Below are 17,464 nucleotides of genomic sequence, written 5' to 3' on the forward strand. Positions count from 1 at the left end.
CGATGCCTGCTGTCACGCCTCTCGAGGCCGAGTACCGCGAGTGGCTCGTCACCCGGCTCAGCGGCTACCTGCGCCGACCGGAGAACGACATCAACGTCTGCATCCCGTTCAGCGAGTACGGCATGGACTCGGTGGCCGCGCTGAGCCTGTTCGGTGACATCGAGGACGCGTTCGGCCTGTACCTGGAGCCGACGGTCGCTTGGGACTACCCGACCATCGAGGCGCTGGCCCGATTCCTGGTCCGCGCCGGGAAAGACGGGGAGCTGTGATGCCCGGACCGTTCGCCGGTCAGGCCGCCGAGCAGGGCGGCGGGCCGTTCGCCGGTCAGGCCGCCGGACGGATCGCCGTGGTCGGGCTCGACTGCCGGTTTCCCGGCGCGCCCGATCCCGACGCCTTCTGGCGGATGCTGCTGGCGGGCGCGGAGAGCGTCGCGCCACGGCCCGCGAGCCGGGGCGCGACGGGTGAACAGCCGGGCGCGCCCGGCGGCTTCCTCGACGACGCCGACGCCTTCGACCACGCCTTCTTCGGGATCAGCCGGGCCGACGCGACGGCGATGGACCCGCAGCAGCGGCTGCTGCTGCAGACCGCCTGGCGGGCCCTGGAGGACGCCGGACTGAGCCCGCTGCAGCTGGCGGGCAGCAACACCGGCGTCTTCGTCGGTGCCATGTCTGACGACTGGGCCCGGCTCCAGCTCTCCGACACGGCCGAGCCGACGCCCCGGCTCGGCATCGGCGCGGGCCGCTCCATGCTCGCCAACCGCCTCTCGTACCAGCTGGATCTGCGCGGCCCCAGCCTCACCGTCGACTCCGCCTGTTCCTCGGCGCTGCTCGCGGTGCACCTGGCGGTCAACTCGCTGCTGGCCGGGGAGTGCGACACCGCCGTCGTCGGCGGCGTCAACCTGGTGCTGACGGACGCGCTGGACGCGATCTACCGGCAGGCCGGGCTGGCCGCCCCGGACGGGCGGTGCAAGCCGTTCGGCGCTGCGAGCGACGGCATCGGCCGGGCCGAGGGTGTCGGCGCCGTGGTGCTGCGCCGCGCGGCCGACGCGCGACGCGACGGGCAGCCGGTCCACGCGCTGCTGCTGGGCAGCGCTGTCAACCAGGACGGGCGCAGCAACGGCATCATGGCCCCCTCGCGCCGGGCGCAGCGCGAGGTCATGCTCGCCGCGTGTCGCCGCGCCGGGGTCGAGCCCGCCGAGGTCTCCTTCGTCGAGGCGCACGGGACCGGCACCCCGATCGGCGACCTGATCGAGGCGCGGGCGCTGGGCGACGTCTACGGCCCCGGCCGGGCGGAGCCCTGCGGGATCGGCTCGGTCAAGGGCAACATCGGCCACGCCGAGGGGGCGGCCGGGATCGCCGGGTTGATCAAGGCGACCCTGGCGCTGCGCAACGGCGTGATCCCGCCGCTGGCCACGGTCGGCGGCGAGCACCCGAGCCTGGCCCTGCGCGACCACGGGCTGCGGCTGGTCGAGCGGCCCGAGCCGCTGCCCGCCGACGTCACGCGGGTGCTGATCGGGGTGTCCAGCTTCGGCATGGGCGGCAGCAACGCGCACGTGATCCTCGCCGGCGCGCCACGTGAGGCCGACGCCCCGCAGGCCGCCCTGGCCGCGGACCCCGCCCTGGCACCGGACTCCGAGGAGGTCTCCGCCGCCGTCTTCACCCTCACCGCGCCCTCCGGCGAGGGTCTGCGCCGCAACGCGGCCGCGCAGGCGGCGGCGTTGGCCCGGCTCACGCCCGACTGGGCGGGCGAGCCCGCGGCGGTGCCGGTGGGCCGGGTCTGCTGGACCAGCAACCGGGTGCGCACCGGGCAGGCGTACCGGCTCGCGCTGCCCGCCGCCGACCTGCCGGGCCTGGTCGAGGCGCTGCGTGACGCCGCGTCGGGCGAGGAGCGCTGCGGCAACGCGCCGGGCGAGACGCCCGTGCTCGGCTTCCTCTACACCGGCCAGGGCGCGCAGTACCCCGGCATGACCGCGCGGCTGTACCGCGAGAGCGCCCTGTACCGCCACCACCTGGACCGCGCCTCGCGCGCGCTCGACCCCCACCTGCCCGGCTCCGTCGTGGAGTTGCTGCTGAGCGGCGACGAGGCGGTGCACCGCACCGACTGGACCCAGCCCTGCGTCTTCGCCGTCGAGTACGCGCTCGCGGCCACGCTGGCCGAGCTGGGGGTGCGGCCGGACGGCGTCGTCGGGCACAGCATCGGCGAGTTCGCCGCCGCCGTCGCCGCGGAGGCGCTCACCCTGGAGGAGGCGGCGGCCGTGGTGGCCGCCCGCGCCACCGCCATGGGCGCGCTGCCCGAGGGCGGCGGGATGCTCGCGGTGCGCGCGGACGTGGACGCGCTCGCCGAGCTGGTCGAGGCTGAGCCGCTGGTCTCCCTCGCCGCCGTCAACGGCACCGGCGCCACCGTCCTCGCCGGTGACCTGGGCGCGCTGGCCCGGCTGCGCGAGCGCTTCGCCGAGCAGGGCACGGGCGCGACCGCGCTCAAGGTCTCGCACGCCTTCCACTCGACGCTGATGGAGCCGGTGCTGCCCGAGTTCCTGCGTCGCGCCGGGCGGATCCCCACCGGCCGCCCGCGGCTGCCGATGTTCTCCACCGTCACCGGGGGCGTGCTCGACGCCGTCGGCGACGCCCTGGACGCGGACTACTGGTGCCGGCACATCACCGGCACCGTGCGCTTCGCCGACGCGGCGCAGACGATGCTCCGCGCGGGCATCACGCACCTGGTGGAGCTCGGACCCAAGCCGGTGCTGCTGACGCTGGCCCGCCGGGTGCCGGGCGGCGCGCGGGTGCCGGGGCTGAGCGTGCTGAGCGGCCCGCAGTCGGGGGCGCAGGCGCTCGCGGCAGCCGCCGCCGAGCTCTACCGGCAGGGCGCGGAGCTGGACTTCGACCCGCTCTACACCCCCGCCGACCGGCGGCTGACCCGGCTGCTGCCGCAGGTCTTCGACGACTCGGTGCGGCTGTGGCGACGCCCGTCCGCGCCCGGCGCGAAGCCGTCCGCCGCGTCGACCGCCTCGTCCGTCGCGCCCCGCGACCACGCGGAGCGCGCGGGCGAGCGGGCCGCCCGGACGGAGAACCCGGCCGAGGCGGTGCCGGCCAGCGTGGCCGCCGTCCTCGGCGTCGACGCCGCCGAGGTGGGCCGCTACGACCGCTTCTACGACGACCTCGGCTTCGACTCGGTGATGCTGATGGAGCTGAAGACGCTGCTGGAGGAGCGGCTGCCCGCCCTCGGTGAGCTCTCGCTGCCCGAGATGATGGCCGCCCTCGTCAGCGTCGACTCCCTGGTCAGTCATCTGGACGAGCAGCTCGCCGTGAGCAGGGCCGCATGAGCACGGCCATGTGGCTGCGCTCCGCCGCGGCCGCGCTGCCCGGGCCGCCGGTGGACAACGCCGCGCTGGGGGCCAGGATCGGCCTCCCCGCCGAGTGGATCGACCGCTTCGTCGGCACCCGCGCCCGGCACTTCGCCAAGGGCCGCACCGACCTGTCGGGCCTGTGCGAGCGCGCCGCCCGCGACGCCCTCGGCCGAGCCGGTCTCGCGGCACGTGAACTGGACTTCGTGGTGCTGGCCACCGCCACCCCGGACGCGTTGATGCCGACCACGGCCGCCGTGGTCGCGGACCGGCTCGGCGCCGGCGACGTGCCCGTCTACCAGCTGCAGTCCGGCTGCTCCGGGACCGTGCAGGCGCTGGCGCTGGCCCGGGCGCTGCTCGCCGACGGGGCCGGGCGCGGCCTCGTCCTCGGCGGCGACGTGGCGGCCAAACACCTGGACCTGGACCAGGACTTCCGCTCGATGCGCCCCGCCCAGCTGGTCAACTACGTCGTCTTCGGGGACGGCGCGGGCGCGGCGGTCGTCTCCGCCGACCGCGCGCCCGGCGCGGCCCGCTGCGCGGCCGTCGGCCACCGCCCGGTGCTGCCGGGCGTCGCGCCCGGCCAACGGCTGGAGTGGTACGGCGCGGCCGAGCGCGACTCGCAACTGCCGCCCGCGACGGAGGACTACGCCGCCGTGGAGCAGCGCGTCCCGGAGCTGGCCGAGCAGGCGGCCAAGGAACAGCTGGCGGCGCTGGGCTGGACCGGCGAGCAGCTGGACCACCTGCTGCCGCCGCAGCTGGGCGGCCGGATGACGAAGGCGATCACCGCCCGGCTCCGGGCCGCGCTCGGCGCGGAGCGGGCGGCGGAGCTGTCCTGCGTCGCGGACACCGGCAACACCGGGAACGCGCTGCTGCTCCAGCAGTTGGCGCTGCTGCTGCCGCTGCTGCGCGAGGGGGAGCGGACCCTCGCCGTCTGCGTCGAGTCGAGCCGCTGGATCACCGGCACCCTTGCGCTCGGCCCGGAAGGACGGTCGGCATGACCAGCGTGAACGCGCCCGGACCGGGCGCTCCGGCCGACCTCGCCGACCTCGGCGGGCTGATGACGCTGCTCAACGAGGAGCTGGACCTGGAGCTCTCGGCGGACCAGGCGGACCTGCCCCTGGACGCCCTCCCCGGATGGGACTCGATGCTGCTGCTGCGCGTCCTGCTCGCCCTGGAGGCCGCCGCGGGCCGCGCGCAGTCGCTCGCCGACCTGCTCACCGCCGGCACGCTGCGCGAACTGCACCGGGCGGTGCGGCTGTGACCGCCGTGAGGACCGCGAGCCGACAGGACCGCGCCCGGCGTCACACCCGGTACTTCCTCGACTGGACGCGCAGCGCCGCCCCGGTGCACCTGGGCGCCGAGGTCGACATGCGCGGCGTCGAGGCGCACCGGGCCGCCGCCCGTGCCGCGGGCACGCCCGTATCCGTCGTCAGTTACCTGCTGTACACGGCGGGACGGGTGCTGGCCCACCATCCCGAGGCCAACGCCGTCGCCGTCGGCCGGCTCTTTCCGAGGACGGTCCGCTTCGACCGGGTCCACGCCAAGCTCGCCGTCGACACCGGCTCGGGCGCGGAGCGGCGGGTCCACACCGCCGTGCTGCGCCATGTGGACCGGCTCTCGCTGGCCGAGCTGCAGGCGCTGGTGGAGCACCACCGCGACGACCACACGGACGGCAGCGCCGACGCCGCCCGGCTGCTGGCACGCCTGCCCGCCCCCGTGGGCCGGCTCGCCTTCCGGGCCGCCATGGCCCGCACCTCGCGCAGGCCCGAGCTGCTCGGCACGGTCGCCGTCAGCTCGCTGGGCCACCGGCGCGTGGACACCTTCGACGCCTTCGGCGGCACGGCGGTCACCCTCACCGCCGGCCGGATCACGCAGCGCCCCACCCCTGTGCTGCGCCTGGGGCTCACCTTCGACCACCGCGTCCTCGACGGCGCCGCAGCCGCGGATGTCCTCGACGAGCTCGTCCACTTGCTGGAGGCCTGTGATGCCGCTCTTCCCGGGGGGTGGGACGACCCTCGACTCCGTCTCGGTGATGGACCGGCCGATCCGCCTGACCGGTCCGGAGGGGCCCTGGCACCGGTTCGTCAAGGCCTTCCGTGAGCACGGCGTGGCGATGGTGCACGCCCGGCTGGCCGACTGGGTCCCCGAGGACCTGGACGACCCCGGGCTCGTCGTCGCGCTCGGCCGCGACTACGCGCGCTTCCGTGACATGCGCCACCGGCCCGTCCGCGAGCGGTTCGCCGCGTCGCGGTCGCTGCTGCACTGGGTCGCCGGACAGGCCATGGACGCTCCGCCGGAGACCGTGGAGATCGCGTACAAGCCGGGCGGCCGCCCCTACCTGCGCGGCTGCGACCAGATCGACATCAGCCTGAGCCACACCGACGAGCTGCTGCTCGTCGGCATCACCCGGCGCGGTTGGATCGGCGTCGACGCGGAGCTCTCGGACCGGCCGATGCTCAGTCCCGGCATCGAGCGCCAGGTCTGTACCGCGTACGAGCGCACCATGCTGGCCGACGTGGACGAGGACGACCGCAACCACGAGATGGTCCGGCTGTGGACGCTCAAGGAGGCCTACAGCAAGGCCATCGGGCAGGGGCTGCGGTTCCGCTTCAACGAGTTCGGCTTCGGCCCGGCGGGCCGCCCGCTCCAGGTGCTGCGGCCCGACGGCTCACCGGGCACCGGGGACGAGTGGGTCCTGGACAGCTGCACCATCGACGGGAAGTACACCGTCAGTTGGGCGCTGTACGACGCGGGCTTCGGCGACACCGAGGACACCCGGGCCAGCACCATGCTCGATCCCGGACTGCTGGAGGCACTCATGGACGGAGCGGGGGCATGACCGTCACCGGAATCGACGGCGGCGTGGGCGTCGAGGAGCTGTCCGAGCTCGCGCTGCTGCACGCGCTGGCCCAGGGCATCGACGAGGAGGCGGCCAGGGAGCTGCTGGCGCGCGTCCGTCGGCCGTGGGGCGGGAGCCCCGACGCCTGGGGCCCGGTCTGGACGGAGGCCGGCGACCGCCTCGCCGGGCGTGGCCGTCCGCTGGACGCCTGCCGCCATTACGCGGTGGCGCGCTTCCCCTACCCTGGCGACGAGGCGCGCCGCGTCGCGCAGCGGCGCTGCGTCGAGAGCTTCGACCGCTGGCGTCAGGCCCAGCCGACCCGGATCGACCGGCTGACGGTCACCCTGGACGGCGAGCGCTTCGTCGCCTGGACGGCGGGCCTCGACCCGGTGCGACCGCGACCGCTGCTGCTGGTGCTCGGCGGCATCGTCAGCCTGAAGGAGCAGTGGGCGCCGCTGCTGACCCAGGCCGACGCGCTGGGCGTGGCGCTCGCCGTCACCGAACTGCCGGGCGTCGGCGAGAACACCCTGCGCTACGACCCCGCCGCGCCGCGGATGCTCTCCGCCCTGCTCGACGCGCTGCTCGGCCTCGCCGACGTCCGCCGCGTCGCGGCGGTGGCGCTGAGCTTCGGCGGCCACCTGGCGCTGCGCTGCGCCCTCGACGACTCCCGGATCGCCTCGGTCGCGACGGTCGGCGCGCCGGTACGGCGGTTCTTCACCGACGCGCACTGGTGGACGACGCTGCCCGCCACGACGCGGGCGTGCCTCGCGCACACCCTGCGGACGCCCGTCGCCGGGCTTCAGGAGTCTTTGCGGGACTGGGCGTTGACGGACGAGGAGCTGGCGCGGCTGGCCGTGCAGGGGGTACCGGTGCACTACGTGACGAGCCTGCGCGACGAGATCATGCCGCCGGGGGAGGCCGCCCTGCTGCGTCTGGCCGGTGTGCCCGGCACGGACCGCGCCTTCGACGACGTCCACGGCGCGCCGGACCACCTGGACGAGACCCGCCTCCACCTGATCGGCGGCGCGCTCGCGACGTTCAGAGCGGGCCCGGGGGCCGGAGGATGAGACCCGGCTGGACCTACCGCACGCCGACCGGCCGCGCGACGAGCGCGGCGGTCGGCGTCGCCGCGCTCGCGGCGGCGCGGTGCGTGGCCGGGCGACGCAGCAGGACCCTGTGGGTGTGCGCGGTGGCGCCCGACGTGGCCCTGCTGATCGGCGTGGCCGCCGCCCCGACGTGGAAGCAGATGCCATCCTACGCGATCCGGCCGTACAACACCCTGCACTCGCCGGCGGTCCCGGCGGCTCTCCTGCTGACGGCAGCGGTGTCTCGCCATCGCGGTACGACGGTTGCGGGCCTCGCCTGGCTGGCGCACATCGCCATCGACCGCGCCTTCGGCTACGGGCCACGTGACGGGGAGGGGTTCGTTGCCCTTCGCTAGGGGCGCGGGCTGTGCCGATATGCGGCTCCTCCCCGCCCCCGGCGGCTACCACTCGACCGGTAGCTCGACCAATCGGTTCACCAACAACCCGCTGTGCATCCGCAGTTCGTCGACCGGGACGGCCGGGCGCAGGTCGGGGAGGCGGCGGCCCAGGACGCGGAGCGCGGTGCGGAGTTCCGCGCGGGCCAGGGATGCGCCGAGGCAGTAATGGGGGCCCTGGCCGAAGGCGAGGTGGGGGCGGCCGTCGCGGGAGGCGTCGAAGCGGTCGGGGTCGGGGAAGACGGACTCGTCGCGGTCCGCGGAGCAGATGGACGCGATCACCGCGCTGTTGCGCGGGATGCGGGTGCCGGCGATCTCGACGTCGCGCAGGGTGACCCGGAGCGGGCCGCCGTCGCCGACGGGGTTGTAGCGCAGGAGCTCCTCGACCAGCGCGTCGAGGGCTTCGCCGTCGTCGGGGACGGCCCGCAGGCCCTCGGGGCGCAGCAGCAGCGTCAGCACGGAGGTGCCGATGACGCCGGCGGTGGTCTCGTGGCCGGCCAGCAGCAGGGTCACCGCCATCGTCAGCAGTTCCCGCTCGTCGAGGCCGCCGAGGGCCAGCGCGCTGAGGAGGTCGTCGCCGGGGCTGCGGCGCTTCGCGGCGACCAGGCCGCCGAGGTAGGCGAGCAGCGCGGCGCGGGCCTCGGGGCTGGGGGCGGTGAGCGAGAGGACCTGGTCGGACCAGGCCTGGAAGGTGTCCCGGTCGGCGAAGGGGACGCCGAGCAGCTCGCAGATCACGAACGCGGGCAGCGGGAAGGCGTAGTGGCCGATCAGGTCGGCCCCGGGACCGGCGGCGACGAGGCCGTCGACGAGACGGTCCGCGGCCTCGTCCAGCAGCGGCTGGAGCGCCGCCGTGCGGCGCGGGTTGAACTCCTGGGCGACCAGGGCGCGCAGACGGGTGTGCTCGGGGCCGTCGAGGGTGAACAGGCCGCCGGGGTCGAACGGGAGCCGGGTCAGCTTGGGGGCGTCCGGCAGGACCGTCGCGGCCCGGCTGAAGTCGGGGTCGCCGAGGATCCGGCGCACGTCCTCGTAGCGGCTGACCAGGTAGCCGTGGTCGCCGCTGGGGAAGCGCACGTGGGCGACGGGGCAGGAGCCACGCAGGTCGCGGTAGGCGGCGGGCACCTCGGTGGCGTTCGCGCGGGCGGGCGGGTAGTCGAGGCTCATGCGGGGAGTGTCGGCGCGGTCGCTCGGGTTCCGGTCGAGGTCGTGAACCACACCGACCATGACTCGACCTGGAGTGGCTCTCGAGCGGACGGCGCGACCATGTAGGGCATCCCCTTTTGTGCCAAGGAGGTGCCCTCGTGGGCAGGTTGGGGCGAAATCTCGCCAAGTACTGCTTCTATCCGGTGTTGCGGGCCCTGGCCGTCTACGGGCAGTGCCAGGTAGGGGTCTTCCATCCTGACGTCAACCCGACGGAGCTGGCCCGCCAGCTGCGCCCGGCGGACGACCGGATGCCGTTCGTGCCCGCCACGTTCCTGGGGTTCTCCGGACCGCCGCTGGGGCACCCGGAGCGGCTCACCGCCGGGATCGGGCTCTCCTCCTACGAGCGCGAGGTGCTGCGGCAGCTGGACCTCAGCGGCTGATCAGCGGTCCGGTGCGATTGAGGAAGTCCCCCGCAAGACGTGAAGATCTCACTGTTCCCGGCAGCCGCGCCTTTGGCACTCTGGTGCCTGGCTCTCTCCGCAGCGACCTCGAAAGGAGAAGGCCGCGGCGCCTACCGTGGAGGGGACGGTGAGGGCATGGAGATCAAGGTACTTGGCCCGCTCGAGGCGGTCGAAGCGGAAGTCTCGATCGTTCCCACGGCCGGCAAGCCGCGCCAACTGCTGGCACTGCTGGCGCTGAACGCGCGTCAGATGGTGCCGGTCGTAGCGATGATGGACGAGTTGTGGGGTCCGCGTCCGCCGCGCAGCGCGGCCACGACCCTGCAGACGTACATCTTCCAACTGCGTCGTTCGCTCTCGGCCGCGATGGTCGGCACGGGACGCGACGCCAAGGAGGTGCTGATCACCCGCAGTGCGGGATACCTGCTCGAGACGCCGATGGGCGATGTCGACGCCTGCCGGTTCGACGAGTTGACCGTCAGAGGCTACGCGGCCTTCGAGGCGGGAGACCCGGAGGCCGCGTCGCGCCAGCTCGGTCAGGCGCTGGGCCTCTGGCGAGGCCCGGCGCTGATCGATCTTCCGCGCGGCAGCAGGCTGGAGATCGAGGCGACCCGGCTGGACGAGAGCCGGGTCGCGGCGTTGGAACGACGCCTCGACGCGGACCTCCAGCTGGGGCGTCACCACGAGATCCTCGGGGAGCTGGCCGGGCTGACCGCCCAGTACCCGTTGCACGAGAACCTGCACGCCCAGTTCATGCTGGCGCTCTACCGCTGCGGCATGTCCGCGCGGGCGTTGGAGGTCTTCCGGCGGCTGCGCGCCTCGCTCATCGACGAGTTGGGCCTGGAGCCCTCCGCGCCGGTGCAGCGGCTGCAGCGGGCCGTGCTGTCCTCCGATCCGATGCTCGACCCGGTCCACCCGCTGCGCCCGCGGACGCCGGGCCTGGGCGCGGACCGCAGGCAGGCCCTGGAGGGCCCGGGCCGGGCCATGGCCCCGAGGGCGGGGAGCCGCGGCTGATCCGCCCGTACATCATCGCTCCGACCCGGCCCGCGCCGTCGGCCTCGCTGCCGCGCGCGGGCTCAAGAGCATGTCAAGCGTTCCTGCAGGCCCTCTGAGGACGATCGTTCGCACCTGAGGGTTGTTCAGGGTGTGCGCGACGTGACGAGGGGGTGCGGTCATGGGCGGCTGGTTCGCGGTGGACCCGGGGCCTTCCGGGTCGATGATGCGTCTGTTCTGCTTCCACCACGCCGGCGCGGGCGCGCTCTCCTTCGCCCGTTGGCAGAATCGTTTCCTCGCGGCGCTCCCCGCGGAGGCGCCGGTGCGCGTGGTGCCCGTGCGGCTTCCCGGGCGGGAGAGCCGGCTGCGCGAGGAGCGGATCACCTCGCCCGAGCGGCTGCTCGACGAGTTGGAGGCCGTGCTCCTGCCGTACTGCGCCGAGCCTTACGCGCTCTACGGGCACAGCCTCGGCTCGCTGGTCGCCTACTCGGTCGCCGACCGGCTCCGCGGCCGCGGCCTGCGGCCGCCCGAGCTGCTCGCCGTCGGCGCCTGCTCCGCGCCCCACCTCGGCATGCCGCTGCTCGACGGCGCCGAGCTCGACGACCGCGCGCTGCACGGCCTGCTCGAGCGCACCGGCGGCGAGATGCCGCAGAGCTCCCTCAACCTGAGCTGGTCGCGGACCATGCTCGACATCCTCAGGGACGACCTGCTGTTGGCCCGAGGTCTTCGAGCCGCCGCAGGCAGGACGTTGGACGTTCCCGTGCTCGCCCTGGCCGGCCAGGCCGACCACGTCGCGCCGGTGGCCCAGGTCGCCGAGTGGAGCGCCTACACGGTCGGGGGCTTCACTCTGCGGAGCCTTCCCGGCGACCACTTCTTCGTCCGTGACGAACCGGTCGTGGCGCTGCTCGCGGAACGGCTTCGAGACTGCCTGACCACCGCGACCGCCGCCCCCCTGGGCTGACTCAAGAAGGAGCTCGACGATGGACATTGGTGTGCTCGGGCCCTGCCAGGTCACGCTGGCGGGGGCCTCCGTGGTACCGACAGCGATCAAGCCGCGGAAGGTGCTGGCGCTGCTGGCGATGTACCCCGACCAGGTGGTGGCCGTCTCCCGGCTGATCGAGGAGCTGTGGGGCGCCAACCCGCCCCGGAGCGTGCAGACCACGCTGCAGACCTACATCCTGCAGGTGCGCAACCTGATCGGCGCCGCCCTCGCGGCCGACCCCGGGGGCAACCCGGGCTGCGGCCCCAAGGACATCCTGGTCACCTCCGCCAACGGCTACATGCTGGACACCCAGGGCGGCCTGGTCGACGCCGTCGAGGCCGAGCGGCTGGCCGCCATCGGCCACCGGGCCCTCTCGGTCGGCGACCACCAGACCGCCGCCACCCGCTTCCGCCAGGCGCTGGCCCTGTGGCGCGGCCCCGTCCTCGTCGACGTGCAGGTCGGCCCGCTGCTGGAGGCCGACGTGATCCGGCTGGAGGAGTGCCGTCTGAGCATCCTGAGCCAGCGGATCGAGTCGGACCTGGCCCTCGGCATGCACCACGAGATCCTCGGCGAGCTGGCCGGACTGGCCGCCCGCCACACCACCCATGAGCGGCTCCAGGCGCAGTTGATGCTGGCCCTGTACCGGGCTGGACGACGTGGCAGCGCCCTGGAGACCTACCAGCGGCTCCGGATCACCCTCGGCCGCGAGCTCGGCCTCGACCCGTCCCCGACCCTGCAGGGCCTGCAGCGGGCGATGCTCTCCGACGATCCCGAGTTGGAGTACGCGGGCGCGGGCACCGGGCCGGGCGCGCTGGCGGTGGGCCGGTCGGGCTGAGACCTGGTCAGCCCCTCGGCGCCGCAAGGCACCACTCACCTCACCGAAAGGACCGCACGCGATGGCCATCTATACCGTGCAGGAGCTGACCGCTGCGCTGCGCGAGTGCGCCGGCGACTCCGACACCTACGACCTGTCCACGGCCGACGACTCCGTCCTCGACGTCACGTTCTTCGAGCTCGGTTACGACTCCCTCGCGGTGCTCCAGGTCACCGGTGTGATCGGGCGCCAGCTCGGCATCCAGATCGACGACGACGCGGTCGCGCAGGCGGAGACGCCGCGACTGCTGCTGAAGATCATCAACGCCGCCCCGTCGCGCGCCGCCTGACTCGAAAGGTCGAACGTCCATGCCGTACGCAGCCATCACCTACCGGGTCAAGCCCGGCTTCGAGGACGAGATCGCCGCGATCTTCGCCGGGTTCCAGCGGGTGGACACGCCCGACCTCCCGTCCCTCCAGGGCGCCGAGGCGCCGGCCGGGCGCCTGCTCGGGACGGGCGTCTTCATCAAGGACGACGTCCTGGTCCGCGTCATCCACTACGAGGGCGAGTTCGCCGCGGTCGGCCGTCACATGGCCGCGCAGAAGGGCGTCCACACGCTGGAGGAGGAACTGCTCCCCTACCTGGCCGAGGAGCGCGACACCCGCAGCGACGCGGACTTCGCCGCCTACTTCAGAAACGCGACCATGCGCACCATCGCCCAGCTCACCGTGGACACCCACCCGAACGGCTGACCGGTACGGCCGAGAGAGGAGAGGGCCGTGGTCGAGACTCTCAGCGTGCTCGCCGCCGTGGGCACCGGAGTCACCGCGGGCGTGCTGTTCGCCGTCGCGCTCAGCGTGCTGCCGGCGCTGTTCGCGATGGAGCCGCGCACCTACGTGGAGGCGCACCGGCTGCTGGGGCGCAACTGGGATCCGGTGATGCCCCTGACCGTGCTCACCAGCACCGGCCTCAACGTGGCGCTCGCGGTGCTGCGGACCGGGACGGCGCGGGAGCTGTACATCGTGACCGCAGTGCTGCTGCTGGGCGTCTCGACGGTCTCGCACCTGTGCAACGTGCCCATCAACCGCAGAGTCAAGGCGGTCGCGACCGACGGGGCGTTACCTTCGGACTGGGAGGATCCGCGCCCGCTGTGGCGACGATGGCACATGCTGCGGACCGGCCTGGCGCTGGCCGCCCTCGTGGCGGGCAGCGGCGCGACAGCCCTGCACTGACCCTACTGACAGTCCCCGGGCGGGGCTCCCCTCGGAGTCCCGCCCTTCTCCGCCTCCGGGCGGACAGCTTCAGTCAGCTAAGGAGACGACCCATGCGATTACGACCACGCCTGCTCACCGCGGCGCTGGTGCTGGGCCTGGCCCTGCCCGGGCTCGCGGCCTGTGCCGACGCCAAGGGGTCCTGCGACAAGGGCCAGTGCCGTCTCGACCTGCACGAGGGTTCGCAACTCTCGCTCGACGGAGCCGACTTCGTGGTCAAGCGGGTCGATGCCGCCTCGATCGTGATCAGTTCGCACGGCTTCAGCTACACCCTGCAGAAGGGCTTCGACCTCAAGCTGGGCCGGTTCCACCTGAAGCTGGCGGACGTCAGCGACGGCTCGGCCGGCGTGGACGTCGCCAGCTGAACGCACCGGAAGAGGCCGGACCCGTCCAGGGTCCGGCCTCGCAGCGTTCCGGCGGCGTCAGCCGCGCACCGAGATCTGGGTCAGGCAGGGCAGCAGGCTGCGGTTGAAGGTGGCCACGAAGCCCTCCGGCGTCCCGGTGTCGCGGGGCTTGCTGAGGTAGGGCTTGAGCTTGGCCTCGACCTCCTGGACACCCGGCTGGGCGGCCATGTGCCAGGCGACCTCCTGCAGGTCGCCCTCGTACTCGATGAAGCGGACCATCGTCGCGTCGCGCAGGAAGACGGCCGTGGACAGGATGCGCGTCGTCGGCGCGGGCGCGTCGGCGCCCGGCGCGGCGTCCGGCCGGCCCTGCACCGAGGACGAGCCGACCCGCTTGAAGCTGCCGAAGATCTCCGCCAGCTCCTTCTCGAAGCCGGGCTTGATGTCGTACTGGATCGCCGCGAAGGGCATGCCGTCTCCTCTCCTCGTGGTCGCGGGCGGGCCGGGCCGTCGGCGGGGGGAAGGCCGACGGCCGCGCGGCCCGCCCGGCGGTCTCCATGCTGGCCCACGCCTTCGCGCCGGACTCGAGCCCGACTGGTCCGCCCGGTGTGCAGCCCATGTCGAGCGCCACTCGAGGGAGGCGGAGGAGTGTTCGGGCTGCTGCTGTGAAGCACGTCATCGACCCGCAGAGGAGGCGGCGGTGCACCGGACACTGATCGTGGCACGGATGGACCCGAAGAACGCGGATTCGGTCGCGAAGCTGTTCGAGGAGTCGGACGGGACGGATCTGCCGCACCTGATCGGCGTGTCCCGCCGCACCCTGTTCAACTTCCACAACCTGTACTTCCACCTGGTCGAGGCCGACCAGGACATCTCGCCGAACCTCTACAAGGCGCGCAGCCACCCGCTGTACGAGCGGATCAACACCGGTCTGACCGACTGGATCTCGCCGTACGACCCGAACTGGCAGGAGCCCAAGGACGCCATGGCGACCCCGTTCTACGTGTGGACCAGCGAGCAGGGGAGGATCCAGTGACCACGCCCGTCTCCGACCCGAGCGTCCTGCGTGTCAACGCCGCCGACGCCACGCCCAACCGCAAGCGCGGCGGTGACATCCGGGTCACCCTGAGCCCCGTGACCGTCGGCTGCGGCTCCGGCTTCGGCGGTGTGCTGCACCTGGAGGCCGGCGAGTACATCACCCGGCACTACCACCCGTACTCCGAGGAGTTCCTGCACGTCATCCAGGGCCAGCTGGAGCTGACCCTGGACGGCAAGCCGCTCGAACTCGGCCCGGAGGACTCGGTGCTGATCCCGATCGGCGTCGACCACCGACTGGTCAACGTCGGCAAGGTGCGGGCCACCGCCGTCTTCCACCTCTCGCCGCTGGCGCCCCGGCCCGAGCTGGGCCACGTGGACACCGAGGACGTCGTCGACGCGGGCGCGCCGCAGCCGCAGGTGGGCGATGCCCCATGACCCGTCGTGCCGTCATCACCGGCATAGGGGTGGTCGCTCCCGGCGGACCCGACCGGAAGGCCTTCTGGGACCTGCTGTCCGCCGGGCGCACCGCGACCCGGCGTATCTCCCTCTTCGACCCGGCCCCGTTCCGCTCCCAGGTGGCCGCCGAGGTCGACTTCGACCCGGCGGCCCGGGGGCTGACGGACGCCCAGATCCTGCGGATGGACCGGGCCGCGCAGTTCGCCGTCGTCGGCGCCCGTGAGGCCGTCGAGGACAGCGGCATCGAGCTCGGCGCCGTCGAACCCGAGCGGATCGCGGTCAGCATCGGCAGCGCCGTCGGCTGCACCATGGGCCTGGAGCAGGAGTACGTCACCCTGAGCGACGGCGGCCGCAACTGGCTCGTCGACCACACCAAGGGCGTGCCGCACCTGTACGGCTACATGGTGCCGAGCACCCTGGCCGTCGAGGTGGCCAGGGACGCGGGCGCGGAGGGCCCGGTCGCGCTGATCTCGACCGGCTGCACCTCCGGGCTCGACTCCATCGGGCACGCCATGCAGCTGATCGAGGAGGGGTCGGCCGACATCGTGCTCGCGGGCGCGACCGACGCGCCCCTCTCGCCGATCACCTCGGCCTGTTTCGACGCGATCAAGGCCACCACCCCGGACAACCACCGTCCCGAGTCGGCGTCCCGGCCCTTCGACCGGGACCGCTCCGGCTTCGTCCTGGCCGAGGGCTCGGCGGTGCTGGTGCTGGAGGAGAAGAGCGCGGCCGAGGCGCGCGGCGCGCACATCTACGCCGAGCTGGTCGGCTTCGCCGGCCGCAGCAACGCCTTCCACATGACGGGCCTGAAGGCCGACGGCCGGGAGATGGCCGAGGCGATCACCCGGGCGCTGGCCCAGGCGAAGCTGGACCCGACCGCCGTCGGCTACATCAACGCGCACGGCTCCGGCACCAAGCAGAACGACCGGCACGAGACGGCCGCGTTCAAGCGCAGCCTGGGCGACCACGCTTACCGGACGCCGGTCAGCTCGATCAAGTCGATGGTCGGCCACTCGCTCGGCGCGATCGGCTCGATCGAGGTCGCCGCCAGCGCGCTGGCCCTGGAACACCAGGTCGTGCCGCCCACCGCCAACCTGGAGGTCCCCGACGTCGAGTGCGATCTGGACTACGTGCCCAAGACCGCGCGCGAGCACCGCATGGACGTGGTGCTGAGCGTCGGCAGCGGGTTCGGCGGATTCCAGAGCGCGATGCTGCTCGCCCGTCCGGGCGTCGTCGCCTACGAGAGGAGCTGAGCGTGTCCGCCGCAGCAGACGACGCCCCGCTGATCACCGGTATCGGCGTGGTCGCGCCGACCGGTCTGGGCACCGCCGACCACTGGGCCGCGGTCCTCGCGGGCAAGTCCGGCATCGGCCCGATCAGCCGCTTCGACCCGGCGACCTATCCGGTCCGCTACGCGGGCGAGGTCCCCGGCTTCGACACCGCCGCCCAGGTGCCCAGCCGCCTGGTCACCCAGACCGACCGGTGGACCCACCTGGCGCTGGCGGCCACCGCGGACGCGCTGGAGGACGGGCACGTCGACCCGAAGCAGCTGCCCGAGTTCGAGATGGCCGTGGTCACCTCGTCCTCCTCCGGCGGCACCGAGTTCGGCCAGCACGAGATGGAGAACCTGTACCAGCACGACCCGTCCTGGGTGGGCGCCTACCAGTCGATCGCCTGGTTCTACGCGGCCACCACCGGTCAGGTCTCCATCCGCCACGGCATGCGCGGCCCCTGCGGCGTGCTCTGCTGCGAGCAGGCCGGAGGCCTGGACGCGATCGGGCAGAGCAGACGACTGCTGCGCCGCGACGCTCGTCTGGTCGTGACCGGGGGCACCGACTCCTCGCTCTGTCCCTACGGGGTGACCGCGCAGCTCAGCTCCGAGGGCCTGTCCACGGTGGACGACCCGCTCCGGGCCTACCTGCCCTTCTCCGCGGAGGCCTCCGGCTTCCTGCCGGGGGAGGGCGGCGCGATCCTGATCACGGAGCGCCCGGACGCCTTCGCGGAGCGCGGCGGCGGCCGCGCCTACGCCCGGGTGCTCGGCTACGCGGCCGGCTTCGACCCGGCGCCGGGCGGCGACCGCCCGCCGGTGCTGCGCCGCACCATCGAACGGGCCCTGGCGGACGCGGGGTTGCGGCCGGAGGAGATCGACGTGGTCTTCGCCGACGCCTCCGGCGTCCCGCAGGCCGACGCGGAGGAGGCGGCGGCGCTGCGTGCGCTGTTCGGCCCCGGCGGCGTCCCGGTCACCGCGCCGAAGACGCTCACCGGCCGCCTCTACGGCGGCGGCGCGCCCCTGGAGGGGCCACCGCCCC

At 73.7% G+C, this 17,464-nt stretch carries 22 protein-coding genes; 20 read left to right on the forward strand and 2 right to left on the reverse strand.

What is annotated here, in order from left to right; translation table 11 throughout:
* Window positions 1–2 precede the first annotated feature (2 nt).
* The 8 genes from TR48_RS26390 to TR48_RS26425 are packed head-to-tail and all read left to right on the forward strand — an operon-like array spanning window position 3 to window position 7,623.
* Complete coding sequence (locus TR48_RS26390) at window positions 3–269, forward strand: acyl carrier protein (RefSeq protein ID WP_042371758.1); 267 nt, start codon at window positions 3–5, stop codon at window positions 267–269.
* Window positions 269–3,322 (forward strand): type I polyketide synthase, encoded by a 3,054-nt coding sequence (locus tag TR48_RS26395; protein WP_084729784.1) that lies wholly within the window; start codon window positions 269–271, stop codon window positions 3,320–3,322. Before TR48_RS26390 ends, TR48_RS26395 begins: the two co-directional genes overlap by 1 nt.
* Complete coding sequence (locus TR48_RS26400; protein ID WP_042371761.1) at window positions 3,319–4,341, forward strand: 3-oxoacyl-ACP synthase III family protein; 1,023 nt, start codon at window positions 3,319–3,321, stop codon at window positions 4,339–4,341. Before TR48_RS26395 ends, TR48_RS26400 begins: the two co-directional genes overlap by 4 nt.
* Complete coding sequence (locus tag TR48_RS26405) at window positions 4,338–4,604, forward strand: hypothetical protein (protein ID WP_042371762.1); 267 nt, start codon at window positions 4,338–4,340, stop codon at window positions 4,602–4,604. The genes TR48_RS26400 and TR48_RS26405 overlap by 4 nt, the downstream gene beginning before the upstream one ends.
* Window positions 4,601–5,443, forward strand: a complete 843-nt coding sequence (locus TR48_RS40915) for a 2-oxo acid dehydrogenase subunit E2 (protein ID WP_236652344.1) — start codon at window positions 4,601–4,603, stop codon at window positions 5,441–5,443. The genes TR48_RS26405 and TR48_RS40915 overlap by 4 nt, the downstream gene beginning before the upstream one ends.
* Complete coding sequence (locus TR48_RS26415) at window positions 5,328–6,182, forward strand: 4'-phosphopantetheinyl transferase family protein (RefSeq protein WP_052443049.1); 855 nt, start codon at window positions 5,328–5,330, stop codon at window positions 6,180–6,182. Before TR48_RS40915 ends, TR48_RS26415 begins: the two co-directional genes overlap by 116 nt.
* Complete coding sequence (locus TR48_RS26420; protein ID WP_042371764.1) at window positions 6,179–7,249, forward strand: alpha/beta hydrolase; 1,071 nt, start codon at window positions 6,179–6,181, stop codon at window positions 7,247–7,249. Before TR48_RS26415 ends, TR48_RS26420 begins: the two co-directional genes overlap by 4 nt.
* Complete coding sequence (locus TR48_RS26425; RefSeq protein ID WP_042371766.1) at window positions 7,246–7,623, forward strand: DUF4260 family protein; 378 nt, start codon at window positions 7,246–7,248, stop codon at window positions 7,621–7,623. The genes TR48_RS26420 and TR48_RS26425 overlap by 4 nt, the downstream gene beginning before the upstream one ends.
* Before the next feature lie 45 nt (window positions 7,624–7,668).
* Here the strand turns inward: TR48_RS26425 and TR48_RS26430 are convergent, their stop codons facing one another.
* Entirely contained in the window at window positions 7,669–8,823 is a 1,155-nt protein-coding gene (locus tag TR48_RS26430) for a cytochrome P450 (protein WP_042371837.1), read from the reverse strand.
* Window positions 8,824–8,960: 137 nt separating this feature from the next.
* On the opposite strand from TR48_RS26430, the gene TR48_RS26435 reads away from it, so the two are divergent.
* The 8 genes from TR48_RS26435 (at window position 8,961) to TR48_RS26470 (ending at window position 13,685) form a co-directional block, all read left to right on the forward strand.
* Entirely contained in the window at window positions 8,961–9,242 is a 282-nt protein-coding gene (locus TR48_RS26435) for a DUF6059 family protein (RefSeq protein WP_042371768.1), read from the forward strand.
* 156 nt (window positions 9,243–9,398) lie between these two features.
* Window positions 9,399–10,274 carry an AfsR/SARP family transcriptional regulator gene (locus tag TR48_RS26440; protein WP_063771067.1) on the forward strand — a complete coding sequence of 292 codons (876 nt, stop codon included), beginning with the start codon at window positions 9,399–9,401 and terminating at the stop codon, window positions 10,272–10,274.
* 160 nt (window positions 10,275–10,434) lie between these two features.
* Window positions 10,435–11,214 carry a thioesterase II family protein gene (locus TR48_RS26445; RefSeq protein WP_042371769.1) on the forward strand — a complete coding sequence of 260 codons (780 nt, stop codon included), beginning with the start codon at window positions 10,435–10,437 and terminating at the stop codon, window positions 11,212–11,214.
* Window positions 11,215–11,233: 19 nt separating this feature from the next.
* The gene (locus TR48_RS26450; protein ID WP_042371771.1) at window positions 11,234–12,070 is read left to right on the forward strand and encodes an AfsR/SARP family transcriptional regulator; all 837 of its coding nucleotides are present in this window, start codon (window positions 11,234–11,236) and stop codon (window positions 12,068–12,070) included.
* Between the two features lie 61 nt (window positions 12,071–12,131).
* Window positions 12,132–12,398, forward strand: a complete 267-nt coding sequence (locus TR48_RS26455; RefSeq protein WP_042371773.1) for an acyl carrier protein — start codon at window positions 12,132–12,134, stop codon at window positions 12,396–12,398.
* A gap of 19 nt (window positions 12,399–12,417) precedes the next feature.
* Window positions 12,418–12,801, forward strand: a complete 384-nt coding sequence (locus tag TR48_RS26460; protein WP_042371774.1) for a SchA/CurD-like domain-containing protein — start codon at window positions 12,418–12,420, stop codon at window positions 12,799–12,801.
* 27 nt (window positions 12,802–12,828) lie between these two features.
* Window positions 12,829–13,281 carry an anthrone oxygenase family protein gene (locus tag TR48_RS26465; protein WP_042371776.1) on the forward strand — a complete coding sequence of 151 codons (453 nt, stop codon included), beginning with the start codon at window positions 12,829–12,831 and terminating at the stop codon, window positions 13,279–13,281.
* Between the two features lie 92 nt (window positions 13,282–13,373).
* On the forward strand, window positions 13,374–13,685 hold the full coding sequence (locus tag TR48_RS26470) for a hypothetical protein (RefSeq protein WP_042371778.1): 312 nt from the start codon (window positions 13,374–13,376) through the stop codon (window positions 13,683–13,685).
* A gap of 57 nt (window positions 13,686–13,742) precedes the next feature.
* Here TR48_RS26470 and TR48_RS26475 read toward each other — a convergent pair whose 3' ends face one another.
* Complete coding sequence (locus TR48_RS26475; RefSeq protein ID WP_042371780.1) at window positions 13,743–14,132, reverse strand: SchA/CurD-like domain-containing protein; 390 nt, start codon at window positions 14,130–14,132, stop codon at window positions 13,743–13,745.
* A 229-nt stretch (window positions 14,133–14,361) separates the two neighbouring features.
* Between TR48_RS26475 and TR48_RS45790 the strand changes: the two genes are divergently transcribed.
* The 4 genes from TR48_RS45790 to TR48_RS26495 form a co-directional block, all read left to right on the forward strand.
* Entirely contained in the window at window positions 14,362–14,697 is a 336-nt protein-coding gene (locus tag TR48_RS45790; protein ID WP_042371782.1) for a TcmI family type II polyketide cyclase, read from the forward strand.
* Window positions 14,694–15,134: a cupin domain-containing protein gene (locus TR48_RS26485; protein WP_042371784.1), complete on the forward strand. Its 441-nt coding sequence runs from the start codon at window positions 14,694–14,696 to the stop codon at window positions 15,132–15,134. The genes TR48_RS45790 and TR48_RS26485 overlap by 4 nt, the downstream gene beginning before the upstream one ends.
* Window positions 15,131–16,408: a beta-ketoacyl-[acyl-carrier-protein] synthase family protein gene (locus tag TR48_RS26490; protein ID WP_042371786.1), complete on the forward strand. Its 1,278-nt coding sequence runs from the start codon at window positions 15,131–15,133 to the stop codon at window positions 16,406–16,408. Before TR48_RS26485 ends, TR48_RS26490 begins: the two co-directional genes overlap by 4 nt.
* A 2-nt stretch (window positions 16,409–16,410) precedes the next feature.
* Window positions 16,411–17,464: beta-ketoacyl synthase N-terminal-like domain-containing protein (locus TR48_RS26495; RefSeq protein WP_201777160.1), on the forward strand; the 1,054-nt coding region annotated here is incomplete at its 3' end.

The sequence above is a fragment of the Streptacidiphilus neutrinimicus genome (assembly GCF_000787815.1).
GTDB lineage: Bacteria > Actinomycetota > Actinomycetes > Streptomycetales > Streptomycetaceae > Streptacidiphilus > Streptacidiphilus neutrinimicus.

Bases quoted from the DNA above. Each gene is read 5' to 3' on its own strand.
- TR48_RS26390 (WP_042371758.1), top strand. From the start codon at position 3: ATGCCTGCTGTCACGCCTCTCGAGGCCGAGTACCGCGAGTGGCTCGTC.
- TR48_RS26395 (WP_084729784.1), top strand. From the start codon at position 269: ATGCCCGGACCGTTCGCCGGTCAGGCCGCCGAGCAGGGCGGCGGGCCG.
- TR48_RS26400 (WP_042371761.1), top strand. From the start codon at position 3,319: ATGAGCACGGCCATGTGGCTGCGCTCCGCCGCGGCCGCGCTGCCCGGG.
- TR48_RS26405 (WP_042371762.1), top strand. From the start codon at position 4,338: ATGACCAGCGTGAACGCGCCCGGACCGGGCGCTCCGGCCGACCTCGCC.
- TR48_RS26415 (WP_052443049.1), top strand. From the start codon at position 5,328: ATGCCGCTCTTCCCGGGGGGTGGGACGACCCTCGACTCCGTCTCGGTG.
- TR48_RS26420 (WP_042371764.1), top strand. From the start codon at position 6,179: ATGACCGTCACCGGAATCGACGGCGGCGTGGGCGTCGAGGAGCTGTCC.
- TR48_RS26425 (WP_042371766.1), top strand. From the start codon at position 7,246: ATGAGACCCGGCTGGACCTACCGCACGCCGACCGGCCGCGCGACGAGC.
- TR48_RS26430 (WP_042371837.1), bottom strand. From the start codon at position 8,823: ATGAGCCTCGACTACCCGCCCGCCCGCGCGAACGCCACCGAGGTGCCC.
- TR48_RS26440 (WP_063771067.1), top strand. From the start codon at position 9,399: ATGGAGATCAAGGTACTTGGCCCGCTCGAGGCGGTCGAAGCGGAAGTC.
- TR48_RS26445 (WP_042371769.1), top strand. From the start codon at position 10,435: ATGGGCGGCTGGTTCGCGGTGGACCCGGGGCCTTCCGGGTCGATGATG.
- TR48_RS26450 (WP_042371771.1), top strand. From the start codon at position 11,234: ATGGACATTGGTGTGCTCGGGCCCTGCCAGGTCACGCTGGCGGGGGCC.
- TR48_RS26455 (WP_042371773.1), top strand. From the start codon at position 12,132: ATGGCCATCTATACCGTGCAGGAGCTGACCGCTGCGCTGCGCGAGTGC.
- TR48_RS26460 (WP_042371774.1), top strand. From the start codon at position 12,418: ATGCCGTACGCAGCCATCACCTACCGGGTCAAGCCCGGCTTCGAGGAC.
- TR48_RS26470 (WP_042371778.1), top strand. From the start codon at position 13,374: ATGCGATTACGACCACGCCTGCTCACCGCGGCGCTGGTGCTGGGCCTG.
- TR48_RS26475 (WP_042371780.1), bottom strand. From the start codon at position 14,132: ATGCCCTTCGCGGCGATCCAGTACGACATCAAGCCCGGCTTCGAGAAG.
- TR48_RS26490 (WP_042371786.1), top strand. From the start codon at position 15,131: ATGACCCGTCGTGCCGTCATCACCGGCATAGGGGTGGTCGCTCCCGGC.